Origin of the sequence: Sphaerotilus sp. FB-3 (genome assembly GCF_023706025.1) — a bacterium.
GTDB lineage: Bacteria > Pseudomonadota > Gammaproteobacteria > Burkholderiales > Burkholderiaceae_C > Sphaerotilus > Sphaerotilus sulfidivorans.
Genome location: NZ_BQWE01000005.1, coordinates 1 through 19,558, shown reverse-complemented (window position 1 = coordinate 19,558; position 19,558 = coordinate 1). Strand labels below are relative to the sequence as shown.

Genomic DNA, 19,558 nt, shown 5'->3' with positions numbered 1-19,558 from the left:
TGGAGTGTCGGCGGGGACGGGCCTCGCCCGCTCTAGGCGCGCGGCGACAGCCCGTCGGCCAGCGACAGCCGGTAGGCCCGCCAGCCCGGCACCAGGCTGGCCAGCCAGCCGCCCAGCAGCAGCGCGCCCATCAGGCGCATCTCGTCGGGCCCCGGCCAGCGCGCGTGCAGCACCAGCCCCCAGTGGGCCTGGACGAGGTCGCCCAGCAGCGCGATCGCGCCGGCCGAGGCCAGCGCGCCCAGCAGCACGCCGCACAGCGTGACCAGCGCGCCCTCCACCGCCAGCAGCGCCAGCACCTGGCGCGGGCCGGCGCCGACCGAGCGCAGAATCGCCAGCTCGCGCCGGCGCGCGTCCAGACCGGCCAGGATCACCGCGACCAGCCCGGCCAGGCTGACCACCGCCACCAGCACGCTGACCGCCTGCAGCGCACGCTCGCCCGCGCCCAGCACCTCCCACAGCTCGTCGAGCGCCACGCCGGGCAGCACCGCCATCAGCGGCTCGTCGCCGTAGCCGCGCACCCAGCGCTGCACCGAGAACACCGCCGCGCGGCTCTTCAGCCCGACCAGCACCGCGGTCACCGTGCGCGGCGTCAGGTCCTGCGCGGCGGCGGCCTCGGCCGACATCTTCGCGCCGGGCATCGGCGCGCCGGCGATCCAGTCGATGTGGATGGCCTCGATGCCGGAGAGCGGGATGTGCACCGAGCGGTCCACCGGCGTACCGGTGCGCGCCAGGATGCCGACCACGGTGAAGGGCTTGTCGGCATGGTCGTTGGCGGCGAAGGCGCCGTCGCCGTGGCTCAGCACCAGGCGCTGGCCCAGGCGATAGCCCAGCCGCTCGGCGACCTCGGCGCCGATCACCGCCTCGAAGACATGGCCCGCGCCGTCGCCGAAGGCCCGCCCGGCCGCCAGCACCAGCGACTGGCGCTCGCCATAGCGGAAGTGCGTGAAATAGGCCGGCGTCGTGCCGACGACTGCAAAGCCCCGGTGGCTGTCGCCCAGCGCGATCGGCACCGTCCAGGCCACCTGGCGCTGCGCGGCCAGCGCCTGCACGCTGTCCCAGCCGATGTTGTTGGTCGCGCTGCCGACCCGGAAGACCGCGTAGAGCATCAGCTGGACCGCGCCGGTGCGCGGGCCGACGATCAGGTCGGTGCCGGAGACCGCCTGGGCGAAGTTCTGCCGCACGTCCTGCCTCAGGCGCTCGATGCCCATCAGCAGGAAGGTCGACAGCGCGATCGACAGCACGATCAGCGCCAGCACGAAGCGCCGGCTCCAGGCGCTGCGCGCGGCCAGTCCGAGCAGCGCGCTCATCGCTCGGCTCCGGGGCGGGCGGCGCGGTTCAGCGCCGGCAGGTCGATCTGGCGCGCGAAATGCCCGGCCAGCCGCGCGTCATGGCTGACCAGCACCAGCGCGCTGCCGGCCTCGCGGCAGCTCGACAGCAGCGCGTCGACGAAGCGGTCGCGGGTGTCCTCGTCCAGCGCCGAGGTCGGCTCGTCGGCGATCACCAGCTCGGGCCGCCCGGCCAGCGCGCGCGCGCAGGCCACACGCTGCTGCTGGCCGACCGAGATCTGCGCGGCCGCGCTTCCACAGCGAGGCGTCCAGCCCGAGCCGCGCCAGCCACTGCTCGGGCTCGTCGGCGCCGGCGCAGCGCGCGCGCCGCCGCGCCGAGAAGCGCAGCGGCAGCCGCACGTTGTCGATCACCGAGAGATAGGGCAGCAGGTTGAACTGCTGGAAGATGTAGCCGACATGGTCGGCGCGCAGCCGGTCTCGCCGCGCCGCGGACTGCGTGCGCCAGTCCTGGCCGAGCAGCGCGACGGTGCCGGCGTCGGCCACCAGCACACCGGCCATCAGCGACAGCAGCGTGCTCTTGCCGCAGCCGCTGGGGCCGCGCAGGAAGACCGCCTCGCCGGCAGCCAGATCGAAGGCCGGCACATCGAGCGTGTCGACCGCCGCGCCGGGCCAGCGGTGGCGCAGGTCGCGCAGCGACAGCAGCGGGCTCATCGGCCCCAGCGCAGCACCCGCGCCGGACGCTTGAGCACCGACTTGAACTGCCCCGCCGGCGTGACGATCTCCGCCTCGACCCGGGCGATGCGGCGATGGCGGTCCAGCAGGCCGCCCAGGTCGATCGAGGTCAGCGCCTGCGGCTGGGCGCAGCGCAGCACGAAGGTCGCGTCCAGATCGGCATGCTCGCCCTTGGCCGCGCCGCCGGCCTGCAGCACCGGCGCATCGACGGTGGCCGACACCGGCTGGCACTGCGCCGCCGCATCGGGCGCGAACAGGCCCTGGCCGGCGCGCAGATGCTCGAGCAGCGCCTGCGCGGCCTTCTTCTCGGCCTCGGTGCGCGGCGCGCGCTCGAAGCCGAGCAGGCTGTCGAGCGGCGCCTCCAGGCCGATCGTCAGTTCCTGGCCCTCCAGCGCGATCTCCAGTGCGATGCGCCCATGCTCATGCGCGCCATGCCCGGCCGGCGCATGGGCATGGGAATGCGCATGTGCGCCGGCAGCGACGGCCGCCGCCGGCAGCAGCGTGGCCAGGCCCAGGCCAGACATCAGGGCGGACAGGACAAAGGAGCGCAGGTTCATGGGGCAGGAGCTTCCGTGATGGAGATGAAGACGGGATGAGGACTCAGGACGGCAGCGGTGCGGCACAGGCCACCCGGTCGCGGCCCTCGCGCTTGGCGCGGTGCAGCGCCTCGTCGGCACGCGACAGCAGCTGCGGCAACGAGGCGCAGTCCGGCGCCAGCACCGCCACGCCGATGCTGACCCGCGCCGACACCACCGCACCGTCGGGCAGCACGATGCGCTGCTCCGGCAGCGCGCGGCGCAGCCGCTCGGCCACCGTCAGCGCGCCGTCCAAGCCGGTGCCCGGCAGCATCAGCGCGAACTCCTCGCCGCCGTGGCGGCCGCAGAGATCGTGCTGGCGCAGCGGCCGGTGACACTGCTCTGCCACCACCTGCAGCACCCGGTCGCCGGCCGCCTGGCCGTGGGTCGCGTTGATCTGCGCCAGCCGGTCGATGTCGACCAGCAGCAGCGCCAGCGGCGTGCCATGGCGCAGCGCCAGCCCGACTTCGCGCTCGGCGCGGTCGAAGAAGTGGCGCCGGTTCAGCACCCGGGTCAGATCGTCCTGCGGACTGAGATCGAGCAGGCGCACCCGCTGGTGATCCAGCAGCGCCAGCAGGTCGAACAGCAGCAGGGCCAGCGGCGGCAGCAGCAGCGCCGGCACCAGCAGCAGCGCGGCCAGCACCTGCAGCGGCGGCACAGGCCAGCCGAGCAGCGGCTCGGCCGCCAGCGCCAGCACGGCGGCCGGCGGCAGGCAGAACAACAGCCCGGCCAGCACCAGCCTCAGGCAGGCGCGGCGACGGTTGTGCGCCAGCAGGTGATGGCGCAGGCGACGGATCAGGGGGGATTCGGCAGACATGGCAGGACGCCCGGAAGCGCGCACGGCACGCGATGCCGCCGATATCGTCGCCCGGCTCGGACGCCTGAACCATGTCGGGGTTCGCCGGCCGCATGTCTGCCTGATCCTGCTCGGTGCCCGGCCCCGGCGGGCTCAGCGCGACGCCGCCGCCGGCCCGCGCAGGCCTGCCAGCAGCGTCGCGGCGTTGTGCGACATCATCTTCAGATAGCTGTCGGCCACGCCACCGGGCGCCGACAGCGCATCCGAATGCAGCGTGCCGCCCACCACCGCGCCGGTCTCGCGCGCGATGCGCTGCACCATCCGGGCATCGGAGACGTTCTCGACGAAGACCGCGCGGATCTGCTGGCGCCGGATCTGGCGGATCAACCGGGCGATGTCGGCGGCCGAGGGCTCGCTGTCGGTGTTCCAGCTCTGCGCGGCCAGGAACTCGAGGCCGTAGGCGGCAGCGAAATAGCCGAAGGCGTCATGCGAGCTGACCACCCGGCGCTGCTGCGGCGCCAGCGTGGCGAAGTCGGCGCGAATGCGCCGGTCCAGCGCCGCCAGTTCGGCATCGTAGGCCGCGGCGCGGCGGCGCAGCAGCTCGGCCTGGGCCGGCCGCGCCGTCACCAGCGCATCGCGGATGCGCGCCACATAGTGGCGGGCGTTGGCGATGTCTTGCCAGGCATGCGGATCGGGCGCACCGCCGCCGCTCTGGGCAGAACCCTGTCCATGGCTGTGGCCATGTGCGTGACCAGCATGGTCATGTCCGGCCTCGACCGGCGCGGCGCGGGGCTTGAGGCCGTCGCTGCAGGTCAGCACCGGCCCGCGGTAGCCGGCCGAGCCGATCAGCCGGGTCATCCAGCCCTCGAAGCCCAGGCCGTTGACGATGACCAGATCGGCCTGGGCCAGACGGCGCACATCCGCCGGCGAGGGCTGGAAGACATGCGCGTCGGCATCCGGCCCGACCAGCGCCGAGACCTCGGCCACCGGACCGGCGACCTGCGCGGCCAGATCGGCCAGGATGGAGAAGCTCGCCACCACCCGCAGCGGCCGGTCGGCGGCGGCGGCCGGCCGAAGCGCAGTGCCGAGCAGCGCCGCCATCGCCCCCAGCGAGGCGCGGCGAGTCAGGTCAGAAGAATCAGGCATGGACATCAGCAGCAGGAAGCGCCCCGCCGCAGCAGGCCGTCATGACGGCCGAAGAGCAGCGACAGCACATAGATCACCCCGGCGACCAGCACGATGGCCGGCCCCGAAGGGAGGTCGGCGTGAAAGGACAGCAGCAGTCCGATCCAGCCCGAGAACATCGCGATCAGCGCCGCCAGCAAGGCCAGCGGCGCCAGGTCGCGCACCCAGAAACGTGCGGCGATGGCTGGCACCATCATCAGGCCGACCGCCATCAGCGTGCCCATGGCCTGGAAGCCGCCGACCAGATTGGCCACCGTCAGCACCAGCAGCACGCCGTGGCTGAGGGCGCCAGGGCCGCCCACCGAGGCCAGAAAGCCGGCATCGAAGCTCTCGACCACCAGCGGCCGGTACAGCAGCGCCAGCAGCATCAGCGTCACGCTGGCGATCGAGGCCACCAGCAGCAGCGCCGCGTCATCGACCGCCAGCACGCTGCCGAACAGCACATGGATCAGGTCGACGCTGCTGCCGCGCATCGAGATCAGCAGCACGCCCAGCGCCAGCGCAATCAGGTAGAAGGCGGCGAAGCTGGCGTCCTCGCGCTGGTGGGTATGGCGGGTGACCGCGCCGGCCAGCAGCGCCACCGCCAGCGCGGCCACGAAGCCGCCCAGCCCCATCGCGGTGACCGACAGGCCGGCGATCATGTAGCCGACCGCTGCGCCGGGCAGCAGCGCATGGGCCATCGCGTCGCCCAGCAGGCTCATGCGGCGCAGCACCAGCAGGCAGCCCAGCGGCGCGGCGCCCATCGACAGCGCCACCACCGCCACCAGCGCGCGGCGCATGAAACCGAACTCGGTGAAGGGAGAAAACAGCAGGTCCTGCAGCGCCTGCAGCACGCCGGCACCCTCGCTCATGCAGCGCAGGCGCCCAGCAGCTCGGCCGTGGCACCCCAGGCCCAGCGGCGCCGGCCGTCGAGCTGCAGCATCCGGTCGAAATGGGCCTGCACCTGGGCCTGGTCATGCAGCACCGCGACCACCGCCCGGCCCTGGTCGCGCCAGTCGCGCATCAGCGCCAGCAGGTCGGCGGTGGTGGCCTCGTCGACCGCGTTGAACGGCTCGTCGAGCAGGATCAGGTCGGCATCCTGCAGCAGCAGCCGCGCGAACAGCACCCGCTGGAACTGGCCGACCGACAGATCGGAGATCGGCCGCTGCGCGCAGCCGAGCAGCCCGACGGTGGCCAGCGCCTCGTCGACCTCGCGGCGCAGTCCGCCGCCCAGTGCCTTCCACAGGCCGATGCGCGACCAGGCGCCCAGCGCGACCACATCGCCGACGCGGATCGGAAACTGCCGGTCCAGCACCGACTGCTGCGGCAGGTGCGCCACCCGCAGTCCGGCCGCACGCTCCAGGCGCCCGGCCACCGGCGCCAGCCGCCCGGCCAGCGCCTCGACCAGCGTGCTCTTGCCGGCCCCGTTCGGGCCGGTCACCGCGGTCAGCGTGCCGCGCTCGAAGTTGCCCGACAGCGCCGAGACCACCTCGCGGCCGCCTCGCGCGAGCGTCAGCCGATCCAGCCTCAGCAGCACGCCGCCCGCCGGCACCGGAGCGCTCACATCAGCGCCCAGTCCACCGCCAGCCACAGCAGCAGCACCAGCACGGCCGCCCCCGCGCAGCGGCTCAGCGCCGAGGCCATCAGCATCGCCGGCTCCCGCGGGCATGTGCAGCCGGGTCAGCGGCAGGGCGAGGTTCATCAGCGTGGACAGCATCGTGGCAATCGTGGGAATCGGCGCCGGGGGCGCAGTCGACGCACAGGCCGTGCAGCGTCAGGTCATGGCGTGCGACCCGGAAACCGGGCGGGGCCAGATCGTCCATCGTGCCCGGGCAGGCATGAATCGGAAAGACGCGGCGGCAGGCGGTGCAGTGGAAATGATGGTGGTGGTGATCGCGAGCGTCGTGGCCATGCTCGCCGGCATGGCGGCTGCGGACGCAGACCGCCTCGTAGCGAGCGGACTGGCCCGGCAGATCGACCTTCAGCACCTCGCCGGCCTCGAGCAGCGCGGCGAGCTGGCGGTAGACGGTCGAGAGGTTCAGCGTCGGCACGCTGCGCTGGCCCAGCGCGCACAGCTCGGCCGGCGAGAGCGCGCGGGCGCTGTCGCGCAGCGCCTGCATCAGCGCATCGCGCTGGCGGGTCTGGCGTTCGCGGCCGGCAGAGGACAGGGCAGGCATGAGTCGGATGCTAATGCAAAAGCATTTGCAACAACAGCCAGGCACAAAAAAACCCCGGAGCCAGGATCAGGCTTCGGGGTTCTTCGCAGCGGAGAGATCTGCGGGCCCGAAGGCCCGGTTCAGTCTCAGACCTGCGGCGGCACCTCGCCACCGGCGGCTTCGGCATCGACCGCAGCCAGCGCTTCCTGCGCCTCCTGCAGCGCGATCGCACGGCGCTCGTTCTCGTCCATCTCGTCCTTGGCCTTGCGGGCCTGGTGGTAGGCGAGACCGGTACCAGCCGGGATCAGGCGGCCGACGATGACGTTCTCCTTCAGGCCGCGCAGCTCGTCGCGCTTGCCCATGATCGCCGCCTCGGTCAGCACCCGGGTGGTTTCCTGGAAGGACGCCGCCGAGATGAACGAGTCGGTGGAGAGCGACGCCTTCGTGATGCCCAGCAGCACGTCCGAGTAGGTCGCCGGCAGCTTGCCCTGCCTGCGCATCTCGTCATTGGTGCCGAACAGCTCCGAGCGCTCGACCTGCTCGCCGACGATGTAGTGCGTGTCGCCCGAGTTCGTGATCTGCACGCGACGCAGCATCTGGCGAACGATCACCTCGATGTGCTTGTCGTTGATCTTCACGCCCTGCAGACGGTAGACGTCCTGCACTTCGTCGACGATGTAGCGCGCCAGTTCCTCGACGCCCAGCAGACGCAGGATGTCCTGCGGATCGGCCGGACCGTCGACGATCGACTCGCCCTTGTTGACCACCTGGCCTTCGTGCACCAGGATGTTCTTTTCCTTCGGCACGAGTTCCTCGTAGACGCGGCCTTCCGGATCGGTGATCTGCAGGCGCACCTTGCCCTTGGTCTCCTTGCCGAAGGACACCGTGCCGGTGATCTCGGCCAGGATGCCCTTGTCCTTGGGCGAGCGCGCCTCGAACAGCTCGGCCACCCGCGGCAGACCGCCGGTGATGTCGCGGGTCTTCTGGCCTTCGACCGGGATGCGCGCCAGCACTTCGCCGGGCATCACGTCCTGGCCGTCGCGGACCTGGATCAGCGCGCCGATGGGGAAGCCGATCGTCACCGAGTGGTCGGTGCCGGGGATCTTCACTTCCTGGCCGGCGAAGTCCAGCAGCTTGACCTGCGGGCGCACCACCTTGGCCGAGCCGCGGCGCTTCGGGTCGATGACCACCAGCGTCGACAGACCGGTCACCTCGTCCACCTGCTTGGCCACGGTCACGCCTTCCTCGACGTTCTCGAAGCGCATCTTGCCGGCGAACTCGGTGATGATCGGACGGGTCAGCGGATCCCAGTTGCCCAGGATGGTGCCGGCCTTGATCGTCTGATCGGCCTTGATGTTCAGCGTGGCGCCGTACGGCACCTTGTGGCGCTCGCGCTCGCGGCCGTGCGGGTCGGAAATGATGATCTCGCCCGAACGCGAGATCACCACCAGCTCGCCCTTGGCGTTGGTCACATAGCGCATCGTGCTGTTGAAGCCGATGATGCCCTCGGACTTGGCCTCGACGCTGGAGGCGACCGCCGCACGCGACGCCGCGCCACCGATGTGGAAGGTCCGCATCGTCAGCTGGGTGCCCGGCTCGCCGATCGACTGCGCTGCGATGACGCCGATGGCCTCGCCCTGGTTGACCAGGCCGCCGCGGCCGAGGTCACGGCCGTAGCACTTGGCGCAGATGCCAAAACGGGTGTCGCAGGTCAGCGAGGTGCGGACCTTGACTTCGTCGGCGCCAGCGGCCTCGAGCACGTCCATCGCGTCCTCGTCGAGCATGGTGCCCTTGGTGACCAGGACTTCCTGGGTCTCGGGGTGCAGCACGTCGACGGCGGTCACGCGGCCGAGGATGCGGTCGCGCAAGCTCTCGATCACCTCACCGCCTTCGACCAGCGCACGCATCGCCAGGCCGTTCTCGGTGCCGCAGTCGTCCTCGATGACCACCAGATCCTGGGTCACGTCGACCAGACGGCGGGTCAGGTAGCCCGAGTTCGCGGTCTTCAGCGCCGTATCCGCCAGGCCCTTACGAGCACCGTGGGTCGAGATGAAGTACTGCAGAACGTTCAGGCCTTCGCGGAAGTTCGCGGTGATCGGCGTCTCGATGATCGAGCCGTCCGGCTTGGCCATCAGGCCGCGCATGCCGGCGAGCTGGCGGATCTGGGCGGCGGAACCCCGCGCGCCCGAGTCGGCCATCATGTAGATGGAGTTGAACGACTCCTGGTCCACTTCCTTGCCGTGGCGGTCGATGGTCTTCTGCTTGGACAGCTGACTCATCATGACCTTGCCGACCTCGTCACCCGTCTTGCCCCAGATGTCGACGACCTTGTTGTAGCGCTCGCCGGAGGTCACCAGACCGGAGACGTACTGCTGCTCGATCTCCTTGACCTCGTTCTCGGCCTTCTCGATCAGCTCGTACTTCTGCTTCGGCACCAGCATGTCGTCGATGGCGATCGAGATGCCGGCGCGGGTGGCCAGACGGAAGCCGCTCTGCAGCAGCTTGTCCGCGAAGACCACCGTGTCCTTCAGACCGCACTTGCGGAACGAGGTGTTGATCAGGCGCGAGATCTCCTTCTTCTTCAGGGCCTTGTTCAGGTTGCTGAACGGCAGGCCGCGCGGAAGGATCTCCGACAGCAGGGCGCGACCGACGGTGGTCGAGACCAGCTTGGTCTCGGGCACCCATTCGCCAGTGGTCTTGTCCTTGCTGTACTCGGTCAGGCGGACGTTGATCTTGGCGGTCAGCTCGACCACGCCGTTGTCCAGCGCGCGCAGCACTTCGCCGACATCGGAGAAGACCATGCCTTCGCCCTTGCCGTTGATGCGCTCGCGGGTCGCGTAGTACAGACCCAGCACCACGTCCTGCGACGGCACGATCGACGGCTCGCCCGAGGCCGGGAACAGCACGTTGTTCGACGCCAGCATCAGGGCGCGCGCTTCCATCTGCGCCTCGATCGACAGCGGCACGTGCACAGCCATCTGGTCACCGTCGAAGTCGGCGTTGAAGGCCGAGCAGACGAGCGGATGCAGCTGGATCGCCTTGCCTTCGATCAGCACCGGCTCGAAGGCCTGGATGCCCAGGCGGTGCAGCGTCGGCGCCCGGTTCAGCATGATCGGATGTTCCTTGATGACTTCCTCAAGGATGTCCCAGACCACCGGCGTGCCGGACTCGACTTCCTTCTTCGCCTGCTTGATCGTGGAGGCGATGCCCATCGCTTCCAGACGGCTGAAGATGAAGGGCTTGAACAGCTCCAGCGCCATCAGCTTGGGCAGACCGCACTGGTGCAGCTTGAGCGTCGGGCCCACGGTGATGACCGAACGGCCCGAGTAGTCGACGCGCTTGCCCAGCAGGTTCTGGCGGAAGCGGCCCGACTTGCCCTTGATCATGTCGGCCAGCGACTTCAGCGCGCGCTTGTTCGCGCCGGTCATCGCCTTGCCGCGGCGGCCGTTGTCGAGCAGGCTGTCGACCGCCTCCTGCAGCATCCGCTTCTCGTTGCGGACGATGATCTCCGGCGCCTTCAGCTCGAGCAGACGAGCCAGGCGGTTGTTCCGGTTGATGACGCGGCGATACAGGTCGTTCAGGTCGGAGGTCGCGAAGCGGCCGCCGTCCAGCGGCACCAGAGGACGCAGGTCCGGCGGCAGCACCGGCAGGACCTCCATGATCATCCAGTGCGGCTTGATGCCCGACTTCTTGAAGGCCTCCATCACCTTCAGGCGCTTGGAGTTCTTCTTGACCTTCAGCTCGGAGCCGGTCATGTCGCCGCGCAGGCGCTCGATCTCGACGTCGAGGTCCATCTCCTCGAGCAGCTGCTTGATGCCCTCGGCACCCATCAGCGCGACGAACTCGTCGCCGTACTCGCGGCGCTTCGCGTCGTAGTCGTCCTCGCTCATGATGCTGAACTTCTTCAGCGGGGTCATGCCGGGGTCGACGACCACGTAGGCTTCGAAGTACAGCACGCGCTCGATGTCGCGCAGCGTCATGTCGAGCACCAGGCCCAGACGGCTGGGAAGCGACTTCAGGAACCAGATGTGCGCGCAGGGTGCGGCCAGGTCGATATGACCCATGCGGTCACGGCGGACCTTGGTCTGGGTGACTTCGACGCCGCACTTCTCGCAGATCACGCCGCGGTGCTTCAGGCGCTTGTACTTGCCGCACAGGCACTCGTAGTCCTTGATCGGGCCGAAGATCTTGGCGCAGAACAGGCCGTCACGCTCCGGCTTGAAGGTGCGGTAGTTGATCGTCTCGGGCTTCTTCACCTCGCCGAACGACCACGAGCGGATCTTCTCCGGGCTGGCCAGCCCGATGCGGATCGCGTCGAAGTGTTCGTCGGGCGTGAATTGCTTGAAAAGGTCGAGCAGTCCCTTCATGCATGTACTCCTTTAGTTGCGCTCGAGCTCGATGTCGATGCCGAGCGAACGGATTTCCTTGACCAGCACGTTGAACGATTCCGGCATGCCGGCGTCGATCGAGTGCTCGCCCTTGACGATGTTCTCGTAGACCTTGGTGCGGCCGTTCACGTCATCGGACTTCACGGTCAGCATTTCCTGCAGCACATAGGCTGCGCCATAGGCCTCGAGCGCCCACACTTCCATTTCACCGAAGCGCTGGCCGCCGAACTGCGCCTTGCCGCCCAGCGGCTGCTGGGTGACGAGCGAGTACGGGCCGGTCGAGCGGGCGTGCATCTTGTCGTCGACCAGGTGGTGCAGCTTCAGGACGTGCATGTAGCCCACGGTGGTCGGGCGCTCGAAGCGCTCGCCGGTGCGGCCGTCATGCAGGTAGGCCTGGGTGCGGGTCGGGGTCAGGCCCTTCTTCGCCGCCAGATCATCCGGGTAGGCCAGCTTGAGCATGCCGCGGATTTCCTCTTCCTTCGCGCCGTCGAAGACGGGGGTCGCGAACGGCACGCCGTTGGAGAGGTTGCGCGCCATCGACACGACCTCGTCGTCCGACAGCTGCTCGAGTTCGACCGGACGGCCGCCGTTCTGGTTGTAGATCTGGTCGAGGAACTGACGCAGCTCGGCCACCGCGGCCTCCTGCTGCAGCAGGTCGCCGATGCGCTGGCCCAGGCCCTTGCCGGCCCAGCCCAGATGCACTTCCAGCACCTGGCCGACGTTCATCCGCGAGGGCACGCCCAGCGGGTTGAGCACGATGTCGGCAGGCGTGCCGTCGGCCATGTAGGGCATGTCCTCGATCGGAACGATCTTCGACACCACACCCTTGTTGCCGTGACGGCCGGCCATCTTGTCGCCAGGCTGCAGGCGGCGCTTGACGGCCAGGTAGACCTTGACCATCTTCAGCACGCCCGCGGGCAGCTCGTCGCCCTGCGTGAGCTTCTTGCGCTTCTCTTCGAACATCAGGTCGAAGCTGTGGCGCGTCTGCTCCAGCGAGTTCTTGATCGACTCGAGCTGGTTGGCGACCTCGTCCTCGGCCGGACGGATGTCGAACCAGTGGTACTTCTCGACATCGGTCAGGTAGGCCTTGTCGATGACCGTGCCCTTGACGATCTTGCGCGGGCCGCCGTTGGCGACGCGGCCGGTCAGCAGCTTCTCGATCCGCGCGAAGGCGTCGGCCTCGACGATGCGCAGCTGGTCGTTCAGGTCCAGGCGGAAGCGCTTGAGTTCATCGTCGATGATCTGCTGGGCGCGCTTGTCGCGCTGGATGCCTTCACGGGTGAAGACCTGCACGTCGATGACGGTGCCGGAGGTGCCCTGGTCGACGCGCAGCGAGGTGTCCTTCACGTCGGACGCCTTCTCGCCGAAGATCGCGCGCAGCAGCTTCTCTTCCGGGGTCAGCGTGGTCTCGCCCTTCGGCGTGACCTTGCCCACCAGCACGTCGCCGGGGCTGACCTCGGCGCCGATGTAGACGATGCCCGACTCGTCCAGGCGCGAGAGCTGCTGCTCGGACAGGTTCGGGATGTCGCGGGTGATGTCCTCGGGGCCCAGCTTGGTGTCGCGGGCCATGACCACCAGCTCCTCGATGTGGATCGAGGTGTAGCGGTCCTCGGCGACCACGCGCTCCGAGATCAGGATCGAGTCTTCGAAGTTGTAGCCGTTCCAGGGCATGAACGCGACGAGCATGTTCTGGCCCAGCGCGAGTTCGCCCAGGTCGGTCGATGCGCCGTCGGCGATCACGTCACCGCAGCCCACCACGTCGCCGCGATTGACGATCGCGCGCTGGTGGATGTTGGTGTTCTGGTTGGAACGGTGGTACTTGATCAGGTTGTAGATGTCGACGCCGACCTCGCCCGCGACCGTCTCGGCGTCGTTGACGCGGATGACGATGCGGTTGGTGTCGACATAGTCCACCACGCCACCGCGGCGGGCGGTCACGACGGTGCCCGAGTCGACCGCGGCGACGCGCTCGACACCGGTGCCCACCAGCGCCTTCTCGGGGCGCAGGGTCGGCACGGCCTGACGCTGCATGTTGGCGCCCATCAGCGCGCGGTTCGCGTCATCGTGCTCCAGGAAGGGCACCAGCGAGGCCGCGACCGAGACGATCTGCGTCGGCGCCACGTCCATGTACTGGACACGCTCCGGCGAGACGAACATCGATTCGCCCTTCTCGCGCGCCGAGACCAGCTCGTCGGACAGGCGGTTGTTCTCGTCCAGGCTCGCGTTGGCCTGGGCGATGACGTACTTGCCTTCCTCGATCGCCGACAGGTAGTCGATCTGGGTGGTGGCGACACCATCCTTCACCCGGCGGTACGGCGTCTCCAGGAAGCCGTACTCGTTCAGGCGCGCGAACAGGGCCAGCGAGTTGATCAGGCCGATGTTCGGACCTTCCGGGGTCTCGATCGGGCAGACGCGGCCGTAGTGGGTGACGTGAACGTCGCGCACCTCGAAGCCGGCGCGCTCGCGGGTCAGACCGCCCGGACCCAGCGCGGAGACACGACGCTTGTGCGTGATCTCCGACAGCGGGTTGGTCTGGTCCATGAACTGCGACAGCTGCGACGCACCGAAGAACTCCTTCAGCGCCGCGGAGATCGGCTTGGAGTTGATCAGGTCGTGCGGCATCAGGGCTTCGGTCTCGGCCTGGCCCAGACGCTCCTTGACCGCCTTCTCGATGCGGGCGAGGCCCGAGCGGTACTGGTTCTCGGCCAGTTCGCCCACGCAGCGCACGCGGCGGTTGCCCAGGTGGTCGATGTCATCGACCTCGCCATTGCCGTTGCGCAGGTTCACCAGGATCTTGACCACGTCGAGGATGTCCTCGTTGGTCAGGGTCATCGGGCCGTCCGAGGTGCCGCGGTCGACGCGCGCATTGAACTTCATGCGGCCGACGCGCGACAGGTCGTAGGTGTCGGCCGAGTAGAACAGGCGGTGGAACAGCGCCTCGACGGCGTCTTCCGTCGGCGGCTCGCCGGGGCGCATCATGCGGTAGATGGCCACGCGCGCGGCGAACTGGTCGGCCGTCTCGTCGTTGGCCAGCGTCTGGCTGATGTACGGGCCCTGGCTCAGCTCGTTGGTGAACAGGCACTGCAGGTCGCGGATGCCGGCCGAGCGCAGCTTCTTCAGCAGCGACTCGGTGATCTCGTCATTGGCCTTGGCCACGATCTCGCCGGTGTCCGGATCGACCATGTTGCGCGCGACGATGCGGCCCACCAGGAAGTCTTCCGGCACGCTGATGAACTGCGTCTGCGACGCGTCGAGCTGGCGGATGTGCTTGGCGGTGATGCGCTTGTCCTTCTCGACCACCACCACGCCGTTCTTGTCGGTGATGTCGAAGCGCGCGACCTCGCCCTTCAGGCGCTCGGCCACGAATTCCAGCTGCGCGCCGGAATCCATCAGGCGGAAATTGTCGAACTTGAAGAAGTTCGCCAGGATCTGCTCAGGGTTCAGGCCGATTGCCTTGAGCAGGATGGTCACCGGCATCTTGCGACGGCGGTCGACGCGGAAATAGAGGATGTCCTTCGGATCGAACTCGAAGTCCAGCCACGAGCCGCGGTACGGAATGATCCGCGCCGAGAACAGCAGCTTGCCCGACGAGTGGGTCTTGCCCTTGTCGTGCTCGAAGAACACGCCGGGAGAACGGTGCAGCTGCGAGACGATCACGCGCTCGGTGCCGTTGACGATGAAGGAGCCGTAGTCGGTCATCAGGGGCACTTCGCCCATGTAGACCTCCTGCTCCTTGATCTCCTTGACCACCTTGGACTGCGAGGTCGAGGCCTCGCGGTCATAGATGATCATCTGCAGACGAGCACGCACCGCCGCGGCGAAGGTCAGACCCCGCTGCTGGCACTCGCGCACATCGAACGGAGGCTTGGCGATGTTGAACTCGAGGAACTTCATCTCCACGAACCCGTTGTGCGAAACAATCGGGAACGCGGACAGGAAGGCCGCCTGCAGGCCTTCCGGCTTGCGCTTCTGCGGGGGGACATCCTTCTGCAGGAAAGCGACGTAGCTGTCCTTCTGCATCGTCAGCAGATAGGGAACGTTCAGCACGCTCGCGCGCTTGCCGAAGCTCTTGCGGATCCGCTTGCGCTCGGTGTAGCTGTAGGGGGTTGCTTGCGCCATCAATCACTCCGTGTCGAAGGCCGCCGCCGGGCCAGGGCGGTCGGCTCGTTCGGCCGAAAATCGGGACGACTGGCACCAGGCCTTGCGCCTGAAGCTTGGTGGCTGGCCACTACCAGCCGCTGGCGGACAACCGGGGCGTTGCACCCCGGCCCGACCAAACCTGTTCTCCGCAGTCGGGTCAGAGAACACTTGAAAAAGCCTTCCAGGGTAACGCGGAAGACGCTTTCAGGTGTCGACTGTCCGAAAAGACCCTGAGTCGAGAAAAATCAAGCACAAAAAGGCTGGCCCTTGCCGGACCAGCCTTCTCGGCGATTCGGAATGCGCGTGAAGCGCACGCCGGATTACTTCAGCTCGGCCTTGGCGCCGGCTTCGACCAGCTTCTTGACAGCGGCTTCGGCGTCGGCCTTGGCAATGCCTTCCTTGACGTTCTTCGGGGCGCCATCGACCAGGTCCTTGGCTTCCTTCAGGCCCAGACCGGTCAGTTCGCGCACGGCCTTGATGACGGACACCTTGTTGGCGCCGGCTTCCAGCAGGACGACGTTGAACTCGGTCTTCTCTTCAGCGGCCGGGGCGGCGGCGCCACCGGCAGCGCCGCCGCCGGCGACGGCGACAGCAGCGGCGGACACGCCGAACTTCTCTTCAACGGCCTTGACCAGGTCGTTCAGTTCCAGGACGGTCATCGTGTCCAGGGCAGCCAGGAAAGCGTCTTTGTCGAATGCCATGATGGGCTCCTAATACTTGAATGCAGTGAATGCGAGAGAAAAGATCGTCGGGAATCAGGCGGCAGCTTCGGCAGCCGGCGCTTCGGCGCCGCCGCCCTTCTGCTTGGCCACTTCCGCGATGACGCGAGCCAGACCGGAGATCGGCGTCTGCAGCAGACCCAGCAGCTGGGCCAGCAGGACTTCCTTGCTCGGGACGTTGGCCAGGGCCTTGACTTCATTGGCGTCAAGGGCCTTGCCACCGTAGGCGCCACCCTTGATGACCAGCTTGTCGTTGGTCTTCGAGAAGTCGGCGACCACCTTGGCGGCGGCGACGGCGTCTTCGGAGAAGCCGTAGATCAGCGGACCGACGAACTGGGCTTCGGCCGCCTCGAACGGGGTGCCTGCGACAGCACGGCGAGCCAGCGTGTTCTTCAGGACATGAAGATACACACCCTTCTCGCGCGCCTGCTTGCGCAGTGCATCCGTCTGGGCGACGGTCAGGCCACGGTACTCGGCCAGCACGAGGGTCTGGGACTTGCCGGCTTGCGCGGACACTTCCTCGACAACGGCTGCTTTCTCGTTGCGATTGAGACTCAAGGTCTACTCCTTCAAACGCGACCCTCGGGCAGGCCCTCGGATCGCACCTCATTGCAGCGACCTGGCCGTTCAGGAGCCCGGCACCACCACAAGGGCGACGACGGACGGAACTTCACGGCGGGTACGCCATCTGCGCTGGCCGACGACCGGGACGGATCCCGGGCGCCGATTAAGCGGCGAAGCGCCAGCGGTCTTGGATGACCTGCACCGCATCGCTGCGGTGCAGCCCACCAAATTCAGGACAGCGATGCCGCCAGACTCGCGACATCGCCGGAGGCCGCGAAGGGCCCCTGGAATCCTCTTCGGCCGATCAGGCCGCGGCGGCGGCGTTGATGCTGCCGACGTCGACGCGGACACCCACGCCCATGGTCGACGACACCGCGACCTTGCGCAGGTAGACGCCCTTGCTCGAGGCCGGCTTGGCCTTGTTCAGGGCTTCCAGCAGCGCCTGCAGGTTGCCGCGCAGCTTCTCGTTGTCGAACGAGCGACGGCCGATCGTGCCGTGGATGATGCCGGCCTTGTCGACGCGGAACTGGACCTGGCCAGCCTTGGCGTTCTTGACGGCGGTGGCGACGTCCGGGGTCACGGTGCCGACCTTCGGGTTCGGCATCAGGCCGCGCGGGCCCAGGATCTGGCCCAGCTGACCGACCACGCGCATCGCGTCCGGCGAGGCGATGACCACGTCGAAGTTGATGTTGCCGGCCTTGACCTCGGCGGCCAGGTCGTCCATGCCGACCACGTCAGCGCCGGCAGCCTTGGCTTCCTCGGCCTTGGCGCCTTGCGTGAACACGGCGACGCGCTTGGTCTTGCCGATGCCGTTGGGCATCACGACCGCGCCACGCACGACCTGGTCCGACTTCTTCGCATCCACGCCCAGCTGGACGGACACGTCGATGGACTCGTCGAACTTGGCGGTGGCGCACTCCTTCAGGAGGGCCAGCGCGTCATCGATGACGTACAGCTTGGTCGTCTCGACCTTGCCTTGCAGTGCCTTCTGGCGCTTCGTCAGCTTTGCCATGATCAGAGCCCTTCCACGTTGATGCCCATCGAGCGGGCCGAGCCGGCGATGGTCTTGACTGCGGCGTCCAGGTTGGCGGCCGTCAGATCCTTGACCTTGATCTTCGCGATCTCTTCGAGCTGCGCACGGGTCAGCTTGCCGACCTTCTCGACGTGCGGGCGCGACGAGCCACGCTCGATCTTCGCGGCCTTCTTCAGCAGCGCCGTTGCCGGCGGGCTCTTGATGATGAAGGTGAAGGACTTGTCGGCGAAGGCGGTGATCACCACCGGCAGCTTCATGCCCGGCTCGAAGCCCTGCTGGGTCTGCGCGTTGAACGCCTTGCAGAACTCCATGATGTTCAGACCACGCTGACCGAGCGCGGGACCGATCGGGGGCGAAGGATTGGCCTTGCCCGCCGGAACTTGCAGCTTGATGAAGCCGACGATCTTCTTTGCCATGATGGCTCCTCGAGTTCTAGCGCCCGCCTCGCGGCAGGCTCCTCGTCACTGGATGAAGCGGAAGGTGCTGATGCGCCTGTCCGCAACGGATGAGTCCGGACCTTTCGGCCTCAGACCTTCTCGACCTGATGGAAGTCGAGTTCCACAGGCGTCGCACGACCGAAGATCGTGACCGACACCCGCAGCTTGTTCTTGTCGTAGTTGACTTCCTCGATGACGCCGTTGAAGTCGGTGAACGGACCGTCCTTCACGCGCACCACCTCGCCCACTTCCCATTCGACCTTGGGCCGCGGCTTCTCGATGCCTTCCTGCATCTGGCTGACGATCTTCATGACCTCGTCTTCCGAGATGGGCACCGGACGGTTCTTGGCGCCACCGACGAAGCCGGTGACCTTGCTGGTGTTCTTGACCAGATGCCAGGACTCGTCGTCCATGACCATCTCGACCAGCACATAGCCGGGGAAGAAGCGGCGCTCGGTCACGGCCTTCTTGCCGTTGCGCATCTCGACCACTTCCTCGGTCGGAACCAGGATGCGGCCGAACTTGGCTTGCATGCCCGAACGCTCGATGCGTTCGCGCAGGTTGCGCTCCACTGCCTTTTCCATGCCGGAGTAGGCGTGGACCACATACCAGCGCATCGGCGTGGCAGCGGGAGAAGTCGTGATGTCGCTCATCTTGTCAGTCACCTTGCTCGTTACCGCGTCGTGCCGGAATTCAGCGCTTCCAGCCCAGGATCAGGTCGTACAGCACCCATTCCAGGGTCTTGTCGGTGAACCACAGGAAAAGCGCCATCACCACGACGAAGGCGAAGACATAACCGGTCATCTGGCCCGCTTCCTTGCGGGTCGGCCAGACCACTTTCTGGAATTCACGCACCGACTCGCGCCCGTAGGCGGTCAGTGCCTTGCCCTGCTCGGACGTGAAGAACACCGCCACCGCCCCACCCAGCAAGACCAGCAGCGCGGCCCACTGCGCCAGCGCACCCTGGGCCGCCAGCAGATAGAAGGCCACCAGACCGCCCAGCAGCAGCAGCGCCGCAGCGATCAGCCGAGACTTGTCGGCCTGGGTGATCACGGTTTCGACTTGGGGAGTGGTCATCAGTTTCACTTTGCCCTCGACCGAAACCGATCGGGACCCATGAGCAGGAAAGCCCGCCGGGGCGTCTATACGTCCCGCGGGCTGGAAGTCAGGCTTGGTTTGCCGCTGCTGTTCAGCGCACGGCGGTGGCAGGGGCAGAGGGAATCGAACCCCCAACCTTCGGTTTTGGAGACCGACGCTCTGCCAATTGAGCTATACCCCTGCAGCCTGACTCAGTCTTAGGCGATGATCTTGGCAACCACGCCGGCGCCGACGGTGCGGCCGCCTTCGCGGATGGCGAAGCGCAGACCTTCTTCCATGGCGATCGGGGCGATCAGCTTGACTTCGATCGACACGTTGTCACCCGGCATGACCATTTCCTTGCCTTCCGGCAGCTGGATGGCGCCGGTGACGTCGGTGGTGCGGAAGTAGAACTGCGGGCGGTAGTTGTTGAAGAACGGGGTGTGGCGGCCGCCTTCGTCCTTCGACAGCACGTAGACCTCACCGGTGAA

16 protein-coding genes, 1 tRNA gene and 1 pseudogene are annotated in these 19,558 nt (G+C 67.8%); all 18 read right to left on the bottom strand.

Translation table 11 applies throughout. The features are described from left to right. Positions 1–32: 32 nt before the first annotated feature. Positions 33–1,307: an ABC transporter permease gene (locus NFT33_RS01255; RefSeq protein WP_251672644.1), complete on the bottom strand. Its 1,275-nt coding sequence runs from the start codon at positions 1,305–1,307 to the stop codon at positions 33–35. Then, a pseudogene (locus tag NFT33_RS01250) lies at positions 1,304–1,997 on the bottom strand (ABC transporter ATP-binding protein). Before NFT33_RS01250 ends, NFT33_RS01255 begins: the two are co-directional and overlap by 4 nt. Continuing rightward, positions 1,994–2,575: a ZrgA family zinc uptake protein gene (locus tag NFT33_RS01245; RefSeq protein WP_251672643.1), complete on the bottom strand. Its 582-nt coding sequence runs from the start codon at positions 2,573–2,575 to the stop codon at positions 1,994–1,996. Before NFT33_RS01245 ends, NFT33_RS01250 begins: the two are co-directional and overlap by 4 nt. Positions 2,576–2,618: 43 nt before the next feature. Further along, the gene (locus NFT33_RS01240) at positions 2,619–3,410 is read right to left on the bottom strand and encodes a GGDEF domain-containing protein (protein ID WP_251672642.1); all 792 of its coding nucleotides are present in this window, start codon (positions 3,408–3,410) and stop codon (positions 2,619–2,621) included. 132 nt (positions 3,411–3,542) lie between these two features. Then, on the bottom strand, positions 3,543–4,535 hold the full coding sequence (locus NFT33_RS01235) for a metal ABC transporter solute-binding protein, Zn/Mn family (protein WP_251672641.1): 993 nt from the start codon (positions 4,533–4,535) through the stop codon (positions 3,543–3,545). A 5-nt stretch (positions 4,536–4,540) separates the two neighbouring features. Further along, a complete protein-coding gene (locus NFT33_RS01230) occupies positions 4,541–5,425 on the bottom strand; it encodes a metal ABC transporter permease (protein WP_251672640.1) in 885 nt (294 codons plus the stop codon). Continuing rightward, a complete protein-coding gene (locus NFT33_RS01225; protein ID WP_246607805.1) occupies positions 5,422–6,117 on the bottom strand; it encodes a metal ABC transporter ATP-binding protein in 696 nt (231 codons plus the stop codon). Before NFT33_RS01225 ends, NFT33_RS01230 begins: the two co-directional genes overlap by 4 nt. Positions 6,118–6,196: 79 nt before the next feature. Then, positions 6,197–6,730, bottom strand: coding sequence for a Fur family transcriptional regulator (locus NFT33_RS01220; protein ID WP_149502233.1), 534 nt, complete (start codon positions 6,728–6,730; stop codon positions 6,197–6,199). 125 nt (positions 6,731–6,855) lie between these two features. After that, entirely contained in the window at positions 6,856–11,076 is a 4,221-nt protein-coding gene (gene rpoC, locus NFT33_RS01215) for a DNA-directed RNA polymerase subunit beta' (protein WP_251672638.1), read from the bottom strand. Positions 11,077–11,088: 12 nt separating this feature from the next. After that, positions 11,089–15,216, bottom strand: a complete 4,128-nt coding sequence (rpoB, locus tag NFT33_RS01210) for a DNA-directed RNA polymerase subunit beta (RefSeq protein WP_251672636.1) — start codon at positions 15,214–15,216, stop codon at positions 11,089–11,091. A gap of 341 nt (positions 15,217–15,557) precedes the next feature. Continuing rightward, positions 15,558–15,938 (bottom strand): 50S ribosomal protein L7/L12, encoded by a 381-nt coding sequence (gene rplL / locus NFT33_RS01205; protein WP_037481639.1) that lies wholly within the window; start codon positions 15,936–15,938, stop codon positions 15,558–15,560. A 54-nt stretch (positions 15,939–15,992) separates the two neighbouring features. Further along, positions 15,993–16,514 carry a 50S ribosomal protein L10 gene (gene rplJ, locus NFT33_RS01200; protein WP_149502227.1) on the bottom strand — a complete coding sequence of 174 codons (522 nt, stop codon included), beginning with the start codon at positions 16,512–16,514 and terminating at the stop codon, positions 15,993–15,995. A 310-nt stretch (positions 16,515–16,824) separates the two neighbouring features. Next, a complete protein-coding gene (gene rplA, locus NFT33_RS01195) occupies positions 16,825–17,532 on the bottom strand; it encodes a 50S ribosomal protein L1 (RefSeq protein ID WP_149502225.1) in 708 nt (235 codons plus the stop codon). Positions 17,533–17,534: 2 nt separating this feature from the next. After that, a complete protein-coding gene (rplK, locus tag NFT33_RS01190) occupies positions 17,535–17,969 on the bottom strand; it encodes a 50S ribosomal protein L11 (protein WP_037481634.1) in 435 nt (144 codons plus the stop codon). Between the two features lie 110 nt (positions 17,970–18,079). Then, a complete protein-coding gene (nusG, locus tag NFT33_RS01185; RefSeq protein WP_149502224.1) occupies positions 18,080–18,643 on the bottom strand; it encodes a transcription termination/antitermination protein NusG in 564 nt (187 codons plus the stop codon). Positions 18,644–18,683: 40 nt separating this feature from the next. Next, positions 18,684–19,067, bottom strand: a complete 384-nt coding sequence (gene secE, locus NFT33_RS01180) for a preprotein translocase subunit SecE (protein ID WP_149502221.1) — start codon at positions 19,065–19,067, stop codon at positions 18,684–18,686. A gap of 126 nt (positions 19,068–19,193) precedes the next feature. Then, positions 19,194–19,269, bottom strand: a tRNA-Trp gene (locus NFT33_RS01175). Positions 19,270–19,285: 16 nt separating this feature from the next. Next, on the bottom strand, positions 19,286–19,558 hold a 273-nt coding region (locus tag NFT33_RS01170), incomplete at its 5' end, for an EF-Tu C-terminal domain-related protein (RefSeq protein WP_473964562.1).

Excerpts from the sequence above, each read along its gene's own strand:
- NFT33_RS01220 (WP_149502233.1), bottom strand. The coding sequence starts at position 6,730 with ATGCCTGCCCTGTCCTCTGCCGGCCGCGAACGCCAGACCCGCCAGCGC.
- rplK (WP_037481634.1), bottom strand. The coding sequence starts at position 17,969 with ATGGCAAAGAAGATCGTCGGCTTCATCAAGCTGCAAGTTCCGGCGGGC.
- NFT33_RS01230 (WP_251672640.1), bottom strand. The coding sequence starts at position 5,425 with ATGAGCGAGGGTGCCGGCGTGCTGCAGGCGCTGCAGGACCTGCTGTTT.
- NFT33_RS01235 (WP_251672641.1), bottom strand. The coding sequence starts at position 4,535 with ATGCCTGATTCTTCTGACCTGACTCGCCGCGCCTCGCTGGGGGCGATG.
- rpoC (WP_251672638.1), bottom strand. The coding sequence starts at position 11,076 with ATGAAGGGACTGCTCGACCTTTTCAAGCAATTCACGCCCGACGAACAC.
- rplL (WP_037481639.1), bottom strand. The coding sequence starts at position 15,938 with ATGGCATTCGACAAAGACGCTTTCCTGGCTGCCCTGGACACGATGACC.
- rplA (WP_149502225.1), bottom strand. The coding sequence starts at position 17,532 with ATGGCAAAGCTGACGAAGCGCCAGAAGGCACTGCAAGGCAAGGTCGAG.
- rpoB (WP_251672636.1), bottom strand. The coding sequence starts at position 15,216 with ATGGCGCAAGCAACCCCCTACAGCTACACCGAGCGCAAGCGGATCCGC.
- nusG (WP_149502224.1), bottom strand. The coding sequence starts at position 18,643 with ATGAGCGACATCACGACTTCTCCCGCTGCCACGCCGATGCGCTGGTAT.
- NFT33_RS01245 (WP_251672643.1), bottom strand. The coding sequence starts at position 2,575 with ATGAACCTGCGCTCCTTTGTCCTGTCCGCCCTGATGTCTGGCCTGGGC.
- NFT33_RS01255 (WP_251672644.1), bottom strand. The coding sequence starts at position 1,307 with ATGAGCGCGCTGCTCGGACTGGCCGCGCGCAGCGCCTGGAGCCGGCGC.
- NFT33_RS01240 (WP_251672642.1), bottom strand. The coding sequence starts at position 3,410 with ATGTCTGCCGAATCCCCCCTGATCCGTCGCCTGCGCCATCACCTGCTG.
- secE (WP_149502221.1), bottom strand. The coding sequence starts at position 19,067 with ATGACCACTCCCCAAGTCGAAACCGTGATCACCCAGGCCGACAAGTCT.